Source organism: Klebsiella sp. M041 (assembly GCF_059759695.1).
In genome coordinates, this window is sequence record NZ_JCAXWU010000013.1 from 73,600 (window position 1) to 91,870 (window position 18,271).

Below are 18,271 nucleotides of genomic sequence, written 5' to 3' on the forward strand. Positions count from 1 at the left end.
ACATGAAATATTCATTAGGGCCGGTGCTTTACTACTGGCCAAAAGAGACGCTGGAAGATTTTTACCAGCAGGCGGCAAACTGCAGCGCCGACACCATTTATCTCGGCGAAGCGGTGTGCAGCAAACGCCGCGCCACCAAAGTCGGCGACTGGATCGAGATGGCGAAAGCGCTGGCCGGCAGCGGCAAGCAGGTGGTGCTGTCTACCCTCGCGCTGGTGCAGGCCTCCTCTGAACTGGGCGAGCTGAAGCGCTATGTCGATAACGGTGAGTTCCTGATTGAGGCCAGCGATTTGGGCGTGGTGAACCTCTGCGCCGAACGCAAGCTGCCGTTCGTCGCCGGGCATGCGCTGAACTGCTACAACGCCGTCACTCTGCGTCTGCTGCTTAAGCAAGGTATGGTGCGCTGGTGCATGCCGGTGGAGCTTTCCCGCGACTGGCTGGCTAATTTACTGACCCAGTGCGAAGAGCTGGGTATTCGCAATCAGTTTGAAGTCGAAGTGCTGAGCTACGGCCATCTGCCGCTGGCTTATTCCGCCCGCTGCTTTACCGCCCGCTCGGAAGATCGGCCAAAGGATGAGTGCGAGACCTGCTGCATCAAGTACCCAACCGGGCGCAGCATGCTGTCCCAGGAGAACCAGCAGGTGTTCGTGCTCAACGGTATCCAGACCATGAGCGGCTATGTCTACAACCTCGGCAATGAGCTGACGTCCATGCACGGCCTGGTGGATATGGTGCGCCTGTCGCCGATGGGCAACGAGACCTTCGCCATGCTCGACGCCTTCCGCGCCAATGAAAACGGCGCTGCGCCGCTGGCGCTCACCGGCAACAGCGATTGCAACGGCTACTGGAAACGGCTGCCTGGGCTGGCGCTGCAGGCCTGATAAACCGCTCACTTTGTTAACAGCAGTGCTCAGATTTTAATGCATTATTAAAGATGCAGCTTTTCTGGCTGGCGCGTCCTGGATGCGCCAGGCTGGAAGAAGACCTTCAATCTGATGACGATGCTGTAGCAAAGTGAGCCTTTATGACTGACAAATCTGTTCCGTTCTCGGTGCTCGATCTGGCGCCGATCCCGCAAGGATCTTCTGCTAAAGAAGCCTTTACCCACTCTCTGGATCTCGCCCGGCTGGCCGAATCGCGCGGCTATCACCGCTACTGGCTGGCGGAGCACCACAATATGGTCGGCATTGCCAGCGCAGCGACCTCGGTGCTAATTGGCTATCTCGCAGCCAATACCACCACCCTGCATCTGGGGTCCGGCGGGGTGATGCTGCCCAACCACTCTCCGCTGGTGATTGCCGAGCAGTTCGGTACGCTCAATACGCTCTACCCGGGACGCATCGATCTCGGCCTTGGCCGCGCGCCGGGCAGCGATCAGCCCACCATGCGCGCCCTGCGTCGCCATATGAGCGGCGATGTCGATAACTTCCCGCGCGATGTCGCGGAGCTGGTGGACTGGTTTGACGCCCGCGATCCGAACCCGCACGTGCGCCCGGTTCCCGGCTATGGCGAACGAATTCCGGTGTGGCTGCTGGGCTCAAGCCTCTACAGCGCCCAGCTGGCGGCGCAGCTCGGCCTGCCGTTCGCGTTCGCTTCGCACTTCGCGCCGGATATGCTGTTCCAGGCCCTGCACCTGTATCGCAGCAACTTTACGCCCTCAGCGCGGCTGGAAAAACCGTATGCCATGGTGTGCATCAATATCATCGCCGCCGACAGCAACCGCGACGCGGAGTTTCTCTTCACTTCCATGCAGCAGGCGTTTGTGAAGCTACGTCGCGGCGAAACCGGACAGCTACCGCCGCCGGTGGAAAATATGCATCAGCTGTGGTCAGCGTCCGAGCAGTATGGCGTGCAGCAGGCGCTGCGCATGTCGCTGGTGGGTGATAAAACCAAAGTCCGCCACGGCTTAGAGTCGATTTTGCGGGAAACCGAGGCGGACGAAATCATGGTCAATGGCCAAATCTTCGACCACCAGGCGCGCCTGCATTCTTTCGATTTAGCGATGCAGGTGAAAGAGGAATTGTTGGGTTAATCAAAATCCAGGCCCGGTGGACGTCGCGCCACCGGGTAAGCCTCTTACTGGTAAACCGGCAGCAGATTAACGCTCGACAGAATGTGCACGACCGCATTGCCCAGGCCAAACAGCAGGATCAGCACAATCATCGGTGTTCCGCCCCATACGCGGAACTGTGGGCTGCCGAAGCGTTTACGCGAGGCGCGAGCCAGCAGCGCCGGTACAATCGCCGCCCAGATCGTCGCCGCCAGGCCGGCATAGCCGATGGCGTAGAGGAAGCCATCGGGTTTCACCAACCCGCCAATCATCGGCGGAATAAAGGTCAGCAGCGCAGTTTTAAAGCGCCCCAGCGCGCTGTCGTCAAAGCCAAACAGATCCGCCAGGTAGTCGAACAGCCCCAGCGTGACGCCAAGGAACGAGCTGGCGACGGCAAAGTTAGAGAACACCACCAGCAGCAGATCCAGGCTCCGGCTGTTCAGCACCCCGCTCAGGGCCTGCACCAGCACATCAATGTTGCCGCCCTTCTGCGCGATGTCGATAAACTGCGGGCGCGGGATATTGCCCATCGTCACCAGCAGCCAGACCACGTACAGACCCAGCGCCAGCAGCGTACCGTAGGTTAAGCAGCGGATGATGGTACGTGGATCTTTTCCGTAGTATTTCATCAGGCTCGGCACGTTGCCGTGGTAGCCAAACGAGGCCAGGCAGAACGGCAGCGTCATCAGCAGGTATGGCGCATAGGAGGCGTTCTTTTCCGCGACGTTAAACAGCGTCGTCGGCTCGACGTGCCCCAGCAGACTGCCGAAGGTCAGGAAGAAAGTGATCACCTTAGCGCCAAGCACGATAGCCGTCATGCGGCTCACCGCTTTGGTGCTCATCCAGACGATAAATGCCACCAGCAGCGCAAAGCCAAAACCCGCCGCCCGCGCCGGTACGTTCAGCGACATCTCGCTAAACGTATGATGCAGTATCGAGCCGCTGGCTGAAATATAGGCGTAGGTCAGAATATACAGCACAAAGGCGATCGACACGCCGTTGACCAGGTTCCAGCCCTTGCCGAGCAGATCTTTGGTAATGGTGTCGAAGCTGGAGCCGATCCGGTAGTTAAGGTTGGCCTCGAGGATCATCAGACCGGAGTGCAACATGCAGAACCAGGTGAAGACCAGCGCCGCCAGCGACCAGAAAAACCACGCGCCGGACATCACCACCGGCAGCGAGAACATGCCCGCGCCGATAATCGTGCCGCCGATGATCACCACGCCGCCAAACAGGGACGGACGGGTTGCCGTAGTGGTTAGTGTCGCCATTTACCGAAATCTCCAGTCAAAAATACTTTCCCACGATGGGTGTGACGCACTGTACCAGTACACGAGTACAAAAGAAATAAAAAAAGCCCCAATCATAACGATCGGGGCTGTATTATTTAGTTTACGCTAGCGGGCTGCGTTAATTACGCATCGCCACCGAAGCGACGGCGACCGGCAGAGTCATCGCGGCGCGGCGCGGATGCATCGTCACGACGCGGCGCACGGCCTTCACGACGTTCGCCGCTGAAACGACGACCATCACCACGACCACCTTCACGACGCTCGCCACCGAAGCCACGACCGCCTTCACGACGCTCACCGCCGAAGCTACGACCGCCTTCACGACGTTCACCGCCGCCACGACGTTCGGTGCGCGGCTGCGCATCGCCCAGCAGCTGCATGTTCATCGGCTTGTTCAGGATACGGGTACGAGTAAAGTGCTGCAGCACTTCGCCCGGCATCCCTTTCGGCAGTTCGATGGTAGAGTGAGAAGCGAACAGCTTGATGTTACCGATGTAACGGCTGCTGATATCGCCTTCGTTAGCGATCGCGCCAACGATATGACGTACTTCAACACCGTCATCGCGACCCACTTCAATGCGATACAGTTCCATATCGCCTACGTCACGACGCTCACGCTTCGGACGATCTTCGCGATCGCCACGCGGAGCGCGGTCGTTGCGGTCGCCACGACGCTCGAAGCGATCGTCACGGTCACGGAACTCACGACGCGGACGCATCGGCGCATCCGGCGGCACGATCAGCGAGCGTTCGCCCTGGGCCATTTTCAGCAGCGCAGCAGCCAGCGTTTCCACGTCCAGCTCTTCGCCTTCCGCCGTCGGCTGGATTTTCGCCAGCAGCGCACGGTACTGGTCCAGATCGCTGCTTTCCAGCTGCTGCTGAACTTTCGCGGCGAATTTTTCCAGACGACGTTTGCTCAGCAGCTCTGCGTTCGGCAGTTCAACTTCCGGAATGGTCAGCTTCATCGTACGTTCGATGTTGCGCAGCAGACGACGCTCGCGGTTCTCAACGAACAGCAGCGCGCGGCCGGCGCGGCCCGCACGACCGGTACGGCCGATACGGTGAACGTAAGACTCGGAATCCATCGGGATGTCGTAGTTCACCACCAGGCTGATACGCTCAACGTCCAGACCACGGGCTGCAACGTCAGTCGCAATCAGGATATCCAGACGACCGTCTTTCAGACGCTCCAGGGTCTGCTCACGCAGCGCCTGGTTCATGTCGCCGTTCAGCGCCGCGCTGTTGTAGCCGTTACGCTCCAGCGCTTCAGCCACTTCCAGGGTCGCGTTTTTGGTACGGACGAAGATAATCGCCGCATCAAAATCTTCCGCTTCCAGGAAACGCACCAGCGCTTCGTTTTTACGCATGCCGTAGGCAGTCCAGTAGCTCTGGCTGATGTCCGGACGAGTCGTCACGCTGGACTGAATACGCACTTCCTGCGGCTCTTTCATAAAGCGGCGGGTAATGCGACGGATCGCTTCCGGCATGGTGGCGGAGAACAGCGCGGTCTGATGCCCTTCCGGGATCTGCGCCATAATGGTTTCTACGTCTTCGATAAAGCCCATGCGCAGCATTTCATCTGCTTCATCCAGTACCAGGCCGCTCAGTTTAGAGAGGTCCAGGGTGCCGCGCTTCAGGTGGTCCAGCAGACGACCCGGGGTACCGACAACGATCTGCGGACCCTGACGCAGGGCGCGCAGCTGCACGTCATAACGCTGGCCGCCGTACAGGGCAACCACGTTTACGCCGCGCATATGTTTAGAGAATTCCGTCATTGCTTCAGCAACCTGTACCGCCAGCTCGCGGGTCGGCGCCAGCACCAGGATCTGTGGTGCTCTCAGCTCAGGATCGATGTTGTTCAGCAGCGGTAAAGAGAACGCTGCGGTTTTACCGCTACCGGTCTGGGCCATACCCAGAACGTCGCGGCCGTCCAGCAGATGCGGAATGCACTCAGCCTGGATCGGAGATGGTTTTTCGTAACCCAGATCGGTAAGCGCTTCAAGGATAGGAGCCTTCAGGCCCAGATCTGCAAAAGTGGTTTCGAATTCAGCCATGTAGTACGTGTGCCTCAAAATTAATGGCGGCCAGTCTACATAACTCATCGTGAAAATTTACGGTAATTTTCATTGAAAAGTGTGAACCGGCTCAAAGTAGGTGTATTAACGAACAACAACGCCCTCACCCGCGAAGGTGATGGCAAGCAAAAAACTATGGGCTGATGTGTTCGTCAGCTATTGCTGGTCCGATTCTGCCAGGTCATCTTGCTCCTGGCCCAAGAGCGATAATTCCAACAATGCGTATCGGTGCTCAACGTAGTTATGTACGTTGTTGGCGACCGCCAGTTTGAACAGTGCCGTAGCGCTGTCCTTGTCCCCCAGACTTAGGTAGTACTTACCTAAATAGAAGTTGGTTTCACTGAGATGCTCAGCGAGCGAGGTGTTATCCGTTGCGTCTGCCTTCAGACGAGTCATCAGCTCTTTTTCGCTAATGTCGCCAAGGTAGAACTCGACAATGTTCCATCCCCATTGCTCTTTGTCCGACTTGTCTAAGCGCTCTCTGAGTGCTTCAAGCGCCCGCTTCTCGTCGAGTTTACGCTCGGCGATATAAAGCCACAGGCTACGGAAAGGATCATTGGGATCGTCTTGATAAAACGCCAGCAGATCATCTTGCGCTAACTTAGCCCGGCCGCCGTAATACAGGGCGATACCGCGGTTCAAGTGCGCGTAGTTGTAAGTTGGATCAAGCTCAAGTACAGAATCAAACGCTTCATAGGCAGCATCAAAATTGCCTGCCTGCGTTAAGTAAATGCCTAAGTAATTGAATACTTCAGGCATATCGGGTCGGATTGCCAGCGCTTGTGAAAAATCATTTCGCGCTAATGCCCTCAGACCGAGACTATCATACAACACTCCGCGCTCATATAAAAGCTGTGCGCGTTCGTCATCGGATAAAGCCCGACTGGCAAGAATTTGTTCCATACGTGCCAGAATAACTTCTTGCTGTAAAGTCGGTTGCAATGGTACTGCGAGGACGGCGTCCTTACGCCAGGCGGTGCTACTGCATCCTGCCAGCGTGAGAGCTGTCGCCACGAAACACCAGCGCAAAAAAGGCTTCATTTCCCACTCCCGAAGACAACGATTGGATGAACGTCCTGTTCCCCGGCTGCAAACGAGGCGTCCTGCCCGTAAAACGCCCTCCGCAAAAGCGGAGGGCTAACGGCAACCTTACTCGCCCTGCTCGGCAGCCGGAACTTCCGGCGCTGCGGCAGACGGAGTCTGTTCAGTTGCTTCTTTGATGCTCAGACGGACACGGCCCTGGCGGTCAACTTCCAGAACCTTAACCGGTACTTCCTGACCCATCTGCAGGTAGTCAGTCACTTTCTCAACGCGCTTGTCGGCGATCTGCGAGATGTGAACCAGACCTTCTTTACCGCCGCCGATGGCAACGAACGCGCCAAAGTCAACGATACGGGTCACTTTACCATTGTAGATACGGCCAACTTCGATCTCAGCGGTGATCTCTTCGATACGACGGATTGCATGTTGTGCTTTGTCGCCGTCGGTCGCTGCGATCTTCACGGTACCGTCATCTTCGATTTCGATGGTGGTGCCGGTCTCTTCGGTCAGGGCACGGATAACAGAACCGCCTTTACCGATAACGTCTTTGATCTTGTCCGGGTTGATCTTGATGGTGTGGATGCGCGGTGCGAATTCAGAGATGTCGCCGCGCGGCGCGTTAATCGCCTGCTCCATCACGCCCAGGATGTGCAGACGCGCACCTTTAGCCTGGTTCAATGCAACCTGCATGATTTCTTTGGTGATACCTTCAATTTTGATATCCATCTGCAGCGCAGAGATACCGTCGCGGGAACCCGCTACTTTGAAGTCCATATCGCCAAGGTGGTCTTCGTCACCGAGGATGTCAGACAGCACGACGAAGTTGTCGCCTTCTTTCACCAGGCCCATGGCGATACCCGCCACGGCGGCTTTCACCGGCACACCAGCGTCCATCAGCGCCAGAGAGGCACCACAGACGGAAGCCATGGAAGAAGAGCCGTTGGATTCGGTGATTTCAGACACCACGCGAACGGTGTACGGGAATTCGTCGATAGTCGGCATCACGGCCAGAACGCCGCGCTTAGCCAGACGACCGTGACCGATTTCACGACGCTTCGGAGATCCCACCATGCCAGTTTCGCCTACGGAGTACGGAGGGAAGTTGTAGTGGAACAGGAAGGAGTCGGTACGCTCGCCCATCAGTTCGTCGATGTTCTGCGCATCGCGTGCGGTACCCAGAGTCGCGGTAACCAGCGCCTGCGTTTCGCCACGGGTGAACAGTGCGGAACCGTGAGTACGCGGCAGAACGCCGGTACGAACGTCCAGACCACGGATCATATCTTTTTCGCGGCCATCGATACGCGGCTCACCGGCCAGCACGCGGCTACGAACCACGTTTTTCTCGATAGCGTGCAGGATTTCACCCAGTTCGTTAGCGTCCAGGGTTTCATCTTCTGCAACCAGCGTAGCGATGGTTTCAGATTTGATCACATCAACCTGAGCGTAACGCTCTTGTTTGTCGGTGATACGGTAAGCATCGCTCAGGCGGGATTCAGCCAGCGCAGCCACGCGCGCGTTCAGCGCTTCGTTGACGGCTTCCGGCTGCCAGTCCCAACGCGGTTTACCGGCTTCTTTCACCAGGTCGTTGATGTTCTGAATAACAATCTGCTGCTGCTCGTGGCCAAAGACCACCGCGCCCAGCATCTGGTCTTCGCTCAGCAGTTCCGCTTCGGATTCCACCATCAGCACGGCCGCTTCGGTACCGGCAACCACCAGATCCAGTTTGCTGGACTTCAGCTCTTCCTGGGTTGGGTTCAGTACGTACTGGTCGTTGATGTAACCCACGCGCGCGGCGCCGATTGGGCCATTGAACGGAATACCAGACAGGGACAGCGCTGCGGAAGCGCCGATCATCGCGACGATATCCGGGTTAACCTGCGGGTTAACGGAAACCACGGTGGCGATAACCTGAACTTCGTTAACGAAGCCTTCCGGGAACAGCGGGCGAACCGGGCGGTCAATCAGACGCGCGATCAGGGTTTCGCCTTCGCTTGGGCGGCCTTCACGACGGAAGAAACCACCTGGGATTTTACCGGCAGCGTAGGTACGCTCCTGGTAGTTAACCGTCAGCGGGAAAAAGTCCTGGCCTGGCTTCGCTTTTTTCTGGCCCACAACGGTCACAAATACCGCAGTGTCATCCATGCTAACCATTACAGCGGCCGTTGCCTGGCGCGCCATCATGCCGGTTTCCAGGGTCACGGTATGCTGGCCGTACTGGAATTTACGAACGATCGGATTAAGCAAAATTCTATCCTTTTTATCTATAAATCACGCCATATCTACGACATAGCGTCTATTGACCCGATCCTCTGCATCCTCGCGACTAATGACAACCTTTACCCGCCCCTGCGGATGAAGCCTCTCATTAGCCGCGCGAACCTCTGCATGAAGATCATTACTAGCAACAATACATGAGTTTTGAATGAATTGCTGCCGCCCGGTCGAAAAAAGGGGCCGTCAGGCCCCTTTTTCTGAAACTCGCAGAATTAGCGACGCAGACCCAGACGCTCGATCAGCGCAGAGTAACGTGCAACATCTTTACGTTTCAGGTAGTCGAGCAGTTTACGACGCTGAGAAACCATGCGCAGCAGACCACGACGGCTGTGGTGATCTTTTTTGTGCTCTGCAAAGTGGCCCTGCAGGTGGTTGATCTGTGCAGTCAGCAGTGCAACCTGAACTTCGGTAGAACCGCTGTCGTTTTCGCCACGACCAAACTCAGAAACGATTTTTGCTTTAGCTTCAACGCTTAGAGACATTTTAGAACTCCAAAATTAAAAGAAAGAAAGGGTGCCGATCTCTAATTCAGCGACCCCTGATGCAACACCCGAAAATGTTAAAACACTTTAGCGGACGTTAAGCGGCGATATTCTACTCGTAGCAGGCTTTTATCGCAAGAAAAGCGCTTACGCCGGGTATTCCACCACCAGACGACGTGGCGCCACGCGGCCTTCATCGTCAATTTCGCCCATGCCGAGAAACTTGCCGGATTCGCTTTCCATCACCCGCACCAGCCCGTTAAGCGGCGCGCCTGACTGACGTACCGGGTTGCCGTTTTTAAAGTAGACCGCGGAGGTCTCCGGGATCGTCACCAGCGGATAGTCCGACGCCGGGCTGTCCATGGGCATCAGCAGCGGATCGAGCAGCTGCGCGGCAGGAATATCCTGCGCCGCCGCCTGATCGACCAGCGCCTGCAGCTGCTCGAGGGTCACCATCCGCTCAACCGGGTATTTGCTCACCGCCAGGCGACGCAGGAAAATCACATGCGCGCCGCAGCCGAGCTTCTCACCTAAATCATCGATAATCGTCCGGATGTAGGTGCCTTTCGAGCAGTGGATCTCCAGCTCCAGCTCATCGCCTTCATGGCGAATAAACAGCAGCTCATAAACGGTAATCGGCCGAGCTTCACGCGGGACCTCAATCCCCTGACGGGCATATTCGTACAGCTTCTTGCCCTGATATTTCAGCGCCGAATACATCGACGGCACCTGCTGCGTCTCGCCGCGGAAGCTGTCCAGCGCCGCCGCCAGCTGTTCGTCGCTAAAGGTCAGCGGGCGCTCTTCCACCACCTGGCCATCGGCATCGGAGGTATCGGTGCGCTGGCCAAGTTTAGCTATCACGCGGTAGCGCTTATCGGAGTCCAGCAGGTATTGGGAAAACTTGGTCGCTTCGCCAAGGCAGATCGGCAGCATACCGGTCGCCAGCGGATCCAGCGCGCCGGTGTGTCCGGCGCGGTTGGCGTTATATATACGCTTTACTTTCTGCAGCACATCGTTGCTGGAGGCGCTCTGAGGCTTATCCAGCAGCAATACGCCGTGCACGTCGCGGCCGCGACGACGAGGACGACTCATCAGTCCTCCTTGCTGTCGTCCGGGTTCACACGACGCTCATCGTCGTGTTTCACCACGCTGGTGACCAGGTTGGACATACGCATCCCTTCCACCAGTGAGTTGTCGTAGAAGAAGGTCAGCTCCGGCACGATGCGCAGGCGCATCGCTTTCCCCAGCAGAGAGCGGATAAAGCCAGAGGCTTCCTGCAGCGCTTTGATGCCCGCTTTCACCGCGGCTTCATCTTTGTCGTTGAGGAAGGTGACATACACCTTGGCATAGGCCAGGTCACGGGACATTTCCACCCCGGAAACGGTGGTCATCATGCCCAGACGCGGATCTTTGATTTCACGCTGCAGGATGATAGCAATCTCTTTTTGCATCTCCTGGGCCACGCGCTGCGGGCGACCAAATTCTTTCGCCATAATAAATTCTCCAGAATAAAGACAAAAAAGGGGCCTAAAGCCCCTTTTTAAAATGATTGCCGGGTGGCGCTTCGCTTCCCCGGCGGCTTAGCCATCCGATGATTAATCGATGCTACGCTGGATTTCGATGATTTCGAACACTTCGATCATATCGCCAACGCGAACGTCGTTGTAGTTCTTCACACCGATACCACATTCCATGCCGTTACGGACTTCGTTAACGTCATCTTTGAAGCGGCGCAGGGATTCCAGCTCGCCTTCATAGATAACCACGTTGTCACGCAGCACGCGGATTGGGTTGTGACGTTTGATCGTCCCTTCGGTAACCATACAGCCCGCGATGGCGCCGAATTTCGGCGATTTAAAGACATCACGCACTTCAGCCAGACCGATGATCTGCTGTTTCAGTTCCGGAGACAGCATGCCGCTCATCGCCGCTTTCACTTCGTCGATCAGGTTATAGATGACGGAGTAGTAACGCAGATCCAGGCTTTCCGCTTCGATAACTTTACGCGCAGAGGCATCGGCACGAACGTTGAAGCCAACCAGAATCGCGTTGGATGCTGCAGCCAGGGTGGCGTCGGTTTCGGTGATACCACCTACGCCGGAACCGATGATCTTCACTTTCACTTCGTCGGTAGACAGTTTCAGTAAGGAATCGGAAATCGCCTCGACAGAACCCTGTACGTCCGCTTTCAGCACGATGTTCACTTCGTGAACTTCGCCTTCGGTCATGTTAGCGAACATGTTTTCCAGTTTAGATTTCTGCTGACGCGCCAGCTTAACTTCACGGAATTTGCCCTGACGATACAGCGCCACTTCACGCGCTTTTTTCTCGTCACGAACCACGGTCACTTCATCACCGGCAGCCGGCACACCGGACAGGCCGAGGATTTCCACCGGAATGGACGGACCCGCTTCCAGCACTTCGCGACCCAGTTCGTCACGCATCGCACGCACACGACCGTATTCGAAGCCGCACAGAACGATATCGCCCTTGTGCAGCGTACCTTCGCGAACCAGAACGGTAGCGACCGGACCACGACCTTTATCAAGGAAGGATTCGATCACCGCGCCGCTCGCCATCCCGTTACGGACCGCTTTCAGCTCGAGTACTTCAGCCTGCAGCAGGATCGCGTCCAGCAGGTCGTCGATACCGGTACCGGCTTTCGCGGAGACGTGGACGAACTGGCTCTCGCCGCCCCACTCTTCCGGCAGGATGCCGTACTGGGACAGTTCGTTCTTCACACGGTCCGGATCGGCTTCAGGCTTATCGATCTTGTTCACCGCAACCACCACCGGCACCTGCGCCGCTTTGGCGTGCTGGATAGCTTCGATAGTCTGCGGCATCACGCCGTCGTCTGCCGCCACCACCAGAACCACGATATCCGTCGCCTGCGCACCACGAGCACGCATGGAGGTAAACGCGGCGTGGCCCGGGGTATCCAGGAAGGTGATCATGCCGTTGTCGGTTTCTACATGGTAAGCACCGATGTGCTGGGTAATACCACCCGCTTCGCCGGAGGCAACCTTAGTGGAACGAATGTAGTCCAGCAGCGAGGTTTTACCGTGGTCAACGTGACCCATGATGGTCACAACCGGTGCGCGCGGTTCAGCCGCCGCGCCGGTGTCACGGTCGCTCATTACCGCTTCTTCCAGCTCGTTTTCACGACGCAGGATAACTTTGTGGCCCATCTCTTCGGCAACCAGCTGTGCGGTTTCCTGGTCGATGACCTGGTTGATGGTCGCCATGGCGCCCAGCTTCATCATCGCTTTGATGACCTGCGAACCTTTCACCGCCATCTTGTTAGCCAGTTCGCCAACGGTGATGGTTTCGCCGATCACGACGTCACGGTTAACGGCCTGCGCCGGCTTCTGGAAGCCCTGCTGCAGAGCGGAACCTTTACGGTGCTTACCGCCTTTGCCGCCGCGAACGGCCGCACGGGCTTCTTCACGATCGGCTTTAGATTCAGCGTGTTTGTTGCCTTTCTTCGCCGGACGCGCCGCTTTGCTGCTACGGCTGCGGCTGCGGCCGCCTTCGACTTCACGATCGTTATCATCTTCAGCCTGACGAGCATGCTGTGACGTGGTGACGTGATAGTCGCTGGTGTCTTCCGGGCTGTCTGAAGTTTCAGACCAATTTTTTTCGTTTTCTTCTGCCATACGGCGTGCTTCTTCCGCTACACGGCGCGCTTCTTCTTCAAGTTTGCGGCGTGCTTCTTCTTCCGATTTGCGCTTCAGTTCCGCGGCTTCGTTCTCGCGACGGATCTTTTCAGCCTGGGCGGTTTTGGTCATTTCGTCGGTATGTTGATTGCTCACTTTGTCTTTTTCCGCAGCTTCACGTTTCGCTTTATCAGCGACTTCACGTTTAGCTTGTTCTGCGGCCTCACGTTCAGCTTTTAATTGCGCCTCGCGTTTCGCTGCTTCTTCAGCTTCACGACGGGCCTGCTCTTCCGCTTCACGCTGCGCCTGCTCTTCCGCGGCCAGGCGTTCAGCCTCTTGCGGATCGCGTTTCACAAAGGTGCGTTTCTTGCGGACTTCGATTTGTACCGATTTACTCTTTCCACCGGTACCTGGAATATTCAACGTACTGCGCGTCTTACGCTGTAACGTCAGCTTGTCTGGCGCCGAACCGTGCTCACGGTTCAGGTGCGTCAACAAAGTTTGTTTCTCTTGCGAGGTCACAGAATCATCAGCCGTTTTGCGGATGCCTGCGTCAGCAAATTGCTGTATCAGGCGATCCACAGAGGTCTGAATCTCTGAGGCCAGCGCTTTAATAGTCACATCTGTCATGCTGTTCCTTCCTGCTACAGTTTATTACGCTTCGTCGCCGAACCAACAAATGTTGCGAGCGGCCATGATGAGCTCGCCAGCTTTCTCGTCGGTCATCCCTTCGATATCAGCCAGGTCATCAACGCCCTGCTCGGCGAGATCTTCCAGCGTACAAACACCACGGGCAGCCAGTTTGAATGCCAGGGCACGATCCAGACCTTCGAGATTCAACAGATCATCGGCAGGTTTGTTATCTCCCAGGCTTTCTTCCTGAGCCAGCGCCAGCGTAGTCAGTGCGTTTTTCGCACGCTCACGAAGTGCTTCAACGGTGGCTTCATCCAGACCGTCGATTTCCAGCAGTTCTTTCATCGGCACATAGGCCAGCTCTTCCAGTGAGGAGAAGCCTTCTTCAACCAGCACTGTCGCGAAATCTTCATCAATATCGAGATATTTGGTGAAGGTATCGATAGCGGCATGCGCTTCCGCCTGGTGCTTAGCCTGCAGATCGTCAACGGTCATCACGTTGAGTTCCCAGCCGCTAAGCTGCGAGGCCAGGCGGACGTTCTGACCGTTACGGCCAATCGCCTGCGCCAGGTTGCCCGCTTCTACCGCGATATCCATGGTGTGTTTATCTTCATCCACCACGATGGACGCGACGTCTGCCGGCGCCATAGCGTTAATCACGAACTGCGCCGGGTTATCATCCCAGAGGACGATATCGATACGCTCGCCGCCCAGCTCGGTGGATACCGCCTGCACGCGCGCGCCGCGCATACCGACGCAAGCGCCAACCGGGTCGATACGCTTGTCGTTGGTTTTCACCGCGATTTTGGCACGAGAGCCCGGATCGCGAGCTGCCGCTTTGATCTCCAGCACTTCTTCACCGATTTCCGGCACTTCGATGCGGAACAGTTCGATCAACATCTCAGGTTTGGAACGGGTCACGAACAGCTGGGCGCCACGCGCTTCCGGACGGACGGCGTACAGTACGCCGCGAATGCGGTCGCCCGGACGGAAGTTTTCACGCGGCAGCATATCTTCACGCAGGATCACGGCTTCAGCGTTGTTGCCCAGATCCAGAGTGATGTTGTCGCGGTTCACTTTTTTCACCACGCCGGTGATGATCTCACCTTCGTGCTCGCGGAACTGATCGACCACCATCGCGCGCTCGGCTTCGCGAACTTTCTGCACGATAACCTGTTTAGCGGTCTGGGTGGTGATGCGGTCGAAGGTGACAGATTCAATCTGATCTTCGACGTAGTCGCCGACGTTCATGCTTTCATCTTCGAAACGCGCGGCTTCCAGCGTGATCTCGCGCGTCGGCTGGGTGACTTCTTCTACAACCAGCCAGCGACGGAAAGTGTCGAAATCGCCGCTCTTACGGTCGATTTCAACGCGAACGTCGATCTCTTGTTCGTATTTTTTCTTGGTGGCCGTTGCCAGCGCGCTTTCCAGCGCTTCGAAAATTTTCTCACGCGGCAGCGCTTTTTCGTTGGAAACGGCTTCAACAACAGCCAAAATTTCTTTGTTCATCGGGGCCTTTCACCTCAATCCAGACTGTTAAAAGTGGGGAACCAGGTTCGCCTTCTGGATGTTACTCAGCGCGAACACTTCATCTTTGCCTTCGACGGTTACCGTGATCATTTCACCGTCTACCGCTTTGATAATGCCCTGCCATTTGCGACGGTTCTGAACCGCCATGCGCAGCACCAGCGCAACTTCTTCGCCAGTGAAACGTTGATAGTGTTCGGCGGTGAACATCGGACGGTCGAGACCAGGCGAAGAGACTTCCAGGTTGTAAGCGACAGTGATCGGGTCTTCGACATCCATGACGGCGCTTACCTGGTGGCTCACATCAGCACAATCATCAACGTTGATGCCATCTTCACTATCAATATAGATGCGCAGTGTGGATGTGCGACCGCGAATAAATTCGATGCCGACCAGCTCAAAGCCAAGCGCTTCAACCGGCGCAGTGAGCATCTCTGTCAATTTTTGCTCTAATGTGGACAAACCCACCCCCAAGACATAAAAAAAGGGCGTATAGCCCAGTTATTCTGAAGTCAGATAACAAAAAACCCCGATAAATCGGGGCTTTAGATAACTGAACCCTGAGATCGCCATGGCGATCTGGAACACCTTCCGCAAGAATTCTTTCAAATTCGGCTACGAAGGACACCTAGTCCTCACAGTATATTTGAAAAAGTACTTAATGGGAAAGTGGTTGCGGGGGCCGGATTTGAACCGACGACCTTCGGGTTATGAGCCCGACGAGCTACCAGGCTGCTCCACCCCGCGCCTGAAACGTGGCATATTTTACTCTTTTTGAGCAAAAAACGCAAATACTGCTGGGATTTGGTACCGAAGACGGGACATAAAATCGGGATGAATTGTAACGACAATTAGTATATTTTGTCAACATGCATTTTATCGCCCCCGATTGCCGTTTGTGCTGGTATTTCAGGCTTTTTTAGCAAAAAGATGATGAAGCCCTTCCTGTCACCAGTAAAAGATGGTTAAATGAATACTCACAATTAATGCATAAAAATGCAGTTAAGGTTGTTGAGTCGAACTCACCACAGTCTATCGAGCAGGGTTTTATTTTATGACGACGATTCTCAAGCATCTCCCGGTTGGTCAACGTATTGGTATCGCTTTCTCTGGTGGACTGGATACCAGCGCCGCGCTGTTATGGATGCGCAAAAAAGGCGCCGTGCCTTATGCATATACCGCTAACCTGGGTCAACCGGACGAAGACGACTACGATGCTATTCCGCGCCGCGCGAAAGAGTACGGCGCCGAAGGCGCCCGTCTGATCGACTGCCGCAAACAGCTGGTCGCTGAAGGGATCGCCGCGATTCAGTGTGGCGCTTTCCATAACACCACCGGCGGGTTGACCTACTTCAACACCACGCCGCTGGGCCGCGCGGTCACCGGCACCATGCTGGTAGCGGCAATGAAAGAAGACGGCGTCAACATCTGGGGCGATGGCAGCACCTATAAAGGCAACGATATCGAACGTTTCTATCGCTACGGCCTGCTGACCAACGCTGAACTGCAGATCTACAAACCGTGGCTGGACAGCGATTTCATCAATGAACTCGGCGGCCGTCACGAAATGTCCGAATTTATGATCGCCTGCGGCTTTGACTATAAAATGTCGGTCGAGAAAGCCTATTCCACCGACTCCAACATGCTCGGCGCTACCCACGAAGCGAAAGATCTGGAGTTTCTGAATTCCAGCGTCAAGATCGTCAACCCGATTATGGGCGTGAAGTTCTGGGACGAAAACGTGAAGATCCCTGCGGAAGAGGTCACCGTACGCTTTGAGCAGGGTCACCCGGTAGCGCTTAATGGCAAAACCTTCGCCGATGACGTCGAGATGATGCTGGAAGCCAACCGCATCGGCGGTCGTCACGGCCTGGGCATGAGCGACCAGATCGAAAACCGGATTATCGAAGCGAAAAGCCGCGGCATTTATGAAGCCCCGGGGATGGCGCTGCTGCATATCGCTTACGAGCGTCTGCTGACCGGTATTCATAACGAAGATACTATCGAGCAATATCACGCTCACGGTCGCCAGCTGGGCCGTCTGCTGTATCAGGGCCGCTGGTTCGATTCCCAGGCGCTGATGCTGCGTGATTCGCTGCAGCGCTGGGTCGCCAGCCAGATCACCGGCGAAGTCACCCTTGAGCTGCGTCGCGGCAACGACTACTCGATCCTCAATACGGTATCAGACAACCTGACCTATAAAGCAGAGCGTCTGACCATGGAAAAAGGTGATTCCATGTTTACCGCTGAAGACCGTATCGGCCAGCTGACCATGCGTAATCTGGATATCACTGATACCCGCGAGAAGCTGTTCGGCTACGCGCAGTCTGGCCTGCTGAGCGCCTCCTCAGCGACGGGTTTACCGCAGGTTGAAAATCTGGAAAACAAAGGCAAATAATCGCCTGACGATGTTTGCTCTCTGCCGGCGGCTCTCCGCCGGCTTTTTTATTTTTTGTTACCAGTCTGCACCAGAAAATTCGAAAAGAGGCATTATTTCCTTATCGCCTGGTCAGCAAAATTGTTGACTATAATATCCTCAATTGATTAATTCGTATCTGGTGATAAACATCATGAATATTAAACCGCCTATCAGGCCGCAGAAGGCCATTGACCGATTGATCGATGTGCTTGAGCCACACGCGACGCCCGTTAACGCGATCGCCAGAAAAAGACTCACGTGGGAATATAAAGGCAAAACCCAGCTCTTTATTTTTAAAAAAGGCGAGTTGTCGATTATTCGTAATTCCGACAGGCTCTTGATGGTGACCGTCTATGAACCTCACCTTTTCGGCGTGGCGGAAATGCTGCAGCCCAGCCGCAGTCATAGCCTGCGTGCAGAGGTCTCATCCGAGCTGCTGCGTATCGACTACGATCTGGCGTCGGCGCTATTTCGTCAGCATAATCTGTGGGAAGAAGTGACAATCCTGCTGGCCTATCATACCTCGTATATGGTGTATCGTGACGATCTGGTCTTGCAACAGCGAACCTATTCGGTGATCCGTAACCATCTGCTGGAAATGATGCTCTTAACTGAAGAGACACGACAGCGCGTATCTATTCTTGAATATATTCAGGACCGGACTCATCTCTCACGCAGCAGTATTCTTAATGTCTTATCAGCCTTAAAGAAAGGCGGTTATATTGCCTTTGCCCGGGGGGGTTATTTACAAAGCATTGCCTCACTTCCTGAAAAATTCTGACTCGCACCAACCTCTGTCATTTGTGGCTATTCATCTCACAG

At 55.7% G+C, this 18,271-nt stretch carries 15 protein-coding genes and 1 tRNA gene; 4 read left to right on the forward strand and 12 right to left on the reverse strand.

Features of this window, described 5'->3' with window-relative positions:
• Positions 1 to 2 precede the first annotated feature (2 nt).
• Together AC6CWS_RS17830 and AC6CWS_RS17835 are read left to right on the forward strand one after the other, a co-directional pair.
• Positions 3 to 881: a U32 family peptidase gene (locus tag AC6CWS_RS17830; RefSeq protein WP_023291112.1), complete on the forward strand. Its 879-nt coding sequence runs from the start codon at positions 3 to 5 to the stop codon at positions 879 to 881.
• Between the two features lie 143 nt (positions 882 to 1,024).
• Positions 1,025 to 2,032: a luciferase-like monooxygenase gene (locus tag AC6CWS_RS17835; RefSeq protein WP_017899898.1), complete on the forward strand. Its 1,008-nt coding sequence runs from the start codon at positions 1,025 to 1,027 to the stop codon at positions 2,030 to 2,032.
• 44 nt (positions 2,033 to 2,076) lie between these two features.
• Here the strand turns inward: AC6CWS_RS17835 and mtr are convergent, their stop codons facing one another.
• The 12 genes from mtr to AC6CWS_RS17895 form a co-directional block, all read right to left on the reverse strand.
• Entirely contained in the window at positions 2,077 to 3,321 is a 1,245-nt protein-coding gene (mtr, locus tag AC6CWS_RS17840) for a tryptophan permease (RefSeq protein WP_032454170.1), read from the reverse strand.
• A gap of 143 nt (positions 3,322 to 3,464) precedes the next feature.
• Positions 3,465 to 5,396: an ATP-dependent RNA helicase DeaD gene (gene deaD, locus AC6CWS_RS17845; RefSeq protein WP_023291114.1), complete on the reverse strand. Its 1,932-nt coding sequence runs from the start codon at positions 5,394 to 5,396 to the stop codon at positions 3,465 to 3,467.
• A complete protein-coding gene (gene yrbN, locus AC6CWS_RS17850) occupies positions 5,389 to 5,469 on the reverse strand; it encodes a protein YrbN (RefSeq protein WP_085903200.1) in 81 nt (26 codons plus the stop codon). Before yrbN ends, deaD begins: the two co-directional genes overlap by 8 nt.
• Positions 5,470 to 5,573: 104 nt before the next feature.
• Positions 5,574 to 6,458, reverse strand: a complete 885-nt coding sequence (gene nlpI, locus AC6CWS_RS17855; RefSeq protein WP_004206169.1) for a lipoprotein NlpI — start codon at positions 6,456 to 6,458, stop codon at positions 5,574 to 5,576.
• Between the two features lie 108 nt (positions 6,459 to 6,566).
• On the reverse strand, positions 6,567 to 8,702 hold the full coding sequence (pnp, locus tag AC6CWS_RS17860; RefSeq protein WP_023291115.1) for a polyribonucleotide nucleotidyltransferase: 2,136 nt from the start codon (positions 8,700 to 8,702) through the stop codon (positions 6,567 to 6,569).
• Positions 8,703 to 8,944: 242 nt separating this feature from the next.
• Positions 8,945 to 9,214: a 30S ribosomal protein S15 gene (gene rpsO, locus AC6CWS_RS17865; protein ID WP_002918244.1), complete on the reverse strand. Its 270-nt coding sequence runs from the start codon at positions 9,212 to 9,214 to the stop codon at positions 8,945 to 8,947.
• 147 nt (positions 9,215 to 9,361) lie between these two features.
• Complete coding sequence (gene truB / locus AC6CWS_RS17870) at positions 9,362 to 10,306, reverse strand: tRNA pseudouridine(55) synthase TruB (RefSeq protein ID WP_065882610.1); 945 nt, start codon at positions 10,304 to 10,306, stop codon at positions 9,362 to 9,364.
• Complete coding sequence (rbfA, locus tag AC6CWS_RS17875) at positions 10,306 to 10,707, reverse strand: 30S ribosome-binding factor RbfA (RefSeq protein ID WP_002918248.1); 402 nt, start codon at positions 10,705 to 10,707, stop codon at positions 10,306 to 10,308. Before rbfA ends, truB begins: the two co-directional genes overlap by 1 nt.
• Positions 10,708 to 10,809: 102 nt before the next feature.
• Entirely contained in the window at positions 10,810 to 13,500 is a 2,691-nt protein-coding gene (gene infB, locus AC6CWS_RS17880; RefSeq protein WP_023291117.1) for a translation initiation factor IF-2, read from the reverse strand.
• A gap of 24 nt (positions 13,501 to 13,524) precedes the next feature.
• Complete coding sequence (gene nusA / locus AC6CWS_RS17885; protein WP_002918252.1) at positions 13,525 to 15,012, reverse strand: transcription termination factor NusA; 1,488 nt, start codon at positions 15,010 to 15,012, stop codon at positions 13,525 to 13,527.
• 27 nt (positions 15,013 to 15,039) lie between these two features.
• Positions 15,040 to 15,492 carry a ribosome maturation factor RimP gene (gene rimP / locus AC6CWS_RS17890; protein ID WP_002918364.1) on the reverse strand — a complete coding sequence of 151 codons (453 nt, stop codon included), beginning with the start codon at positions 15,490 to 15,492 and terminating at the stop codon, positions 15,040 to 15,042.
• A gap of 208 nt (positions 15,493 to 15,700) precedes the next feature.
• A tRNA-Met gene (locus AC6CWS_RS17895) sits at positions 15,701 to 15,777 on the reverse strand.
• A gap of 307 nt (positions 15,778 to 16,084) precedes the next feature.
• Here AC6CWS_RS17895 and argG point away from each other — a divergent pair.
• A complete protein-coding gene (gene argG, locus AC6CWS_RS17900) occupies positions 16,085 to 17,428 on the forward strand; it encodes an argininosuccinate synthase (protein ID WP_004144895.1) in 1,344 nt (447 codons plus the stop codon).
• Positions 17,429 to 17,600: 172 nt separating this feature from the next.
• Positions 17,601 to 18,230, forward strand: coding sequence for a winged helix-turn-helix transcriptional regulator (locus tag AC6CWS_RS17905; RefSeq protein ID WP_023291118.1), 630 nt, complete (start codon positions 17,601 to 17,603; stop codon positions 18,228 to 18,230).
• Positions 18,231 to 18,271 lie beyond the last annotated feature (41 nt).

Bases quoted from the DNA above. Each gene is read 5' to 3' on its own strand.
- AC6CWS_RS17830 (WP_023291112.1), top strand. From the start codon at position 3: ATGAAATATTCATTAGGGCCGGTGCTTTACTACTGGCCAAAAGAGACG.
- AC6CWS_RS17835 (WP_017899898.1), top strand. From the start codon at position 1,025: ATGACTGACAAATCTGTTCCGTTCTCGGTGCTCGATCTGGCGCCGATC.
- mtr (WP_032454170.1), bottom strand. From the start codon at position 3,321: ATGGCGACACTAACCACTACGGCAACCCGTCCGTCCCTGTTTGGCGGC.
- deaD (WP_023291114.1), bottom strand. From the start codon at position 5,396: ATGGCTGAATTCGAAACCACTTTTGCAGATCTGGGCCTGAAGGCTCCT.
- yrbN (WP_085903200.1), bottom strand. From the start codon at position 5,469: ATGAAAATTACCGTAAATTTTCACGATGAGTTATGTAGACTGGCCGCC.
- nlpI (WP_004206169.1), bottom strand. From the start codon at position 6,458: ATGAAGCCTTTTTTGCGCTGGTGTTTCGTGGCGACAGCTCTCACGCTG.
- rpsO (WP_002918244.1), bottom strand. From the start codon at position 9,214: ATGTCTCTAAGCGTTGAAGCTAAAGCAAAAATCGTTTCTGAGTTTGGT.
- truB (WP_065882610.1), bottom strand. From the start codon at position 10,306: ATGAGTCGTCCTCGTCGTCGCGGCCGCGACGTGCACGGCGTATTGCTG.
- rbfA (WP_002918248.1), bottom strand. From the start codon at position 10,707: ATGGCGAAAGAATTTGGTCGCCCGCAGCGCGTGGCCCAGGAGATGCAA.
- infB (WP_023291117.1), bottom strand. From the start codon at position 13,500: ATGACAGATGTGACTATTAAAGCGCTGGCCTCAGAGATTCAGACCTCT.
- nusA (WP_002918252.1), bottom strand. From the start codon at position 15,012: ATGAACAAAGAAATTTTGGCTGTTGTTGAAGCCGTTTCCAACGAAAAA.
- argG (WP_004144895.1), top strand. From the start codon at position 16,085: ATGACGACGATTCTCAAGCATCTCCCGGTTGGTCAACGTATTGGTATC.
- AC6CWS_RS17905 (WP_023291118.1), top strand. From the start codon at position 17,601: ATGAATATTAAACCGCCTATCAGGCCGCAGAAGGCCATTGACCGATTG.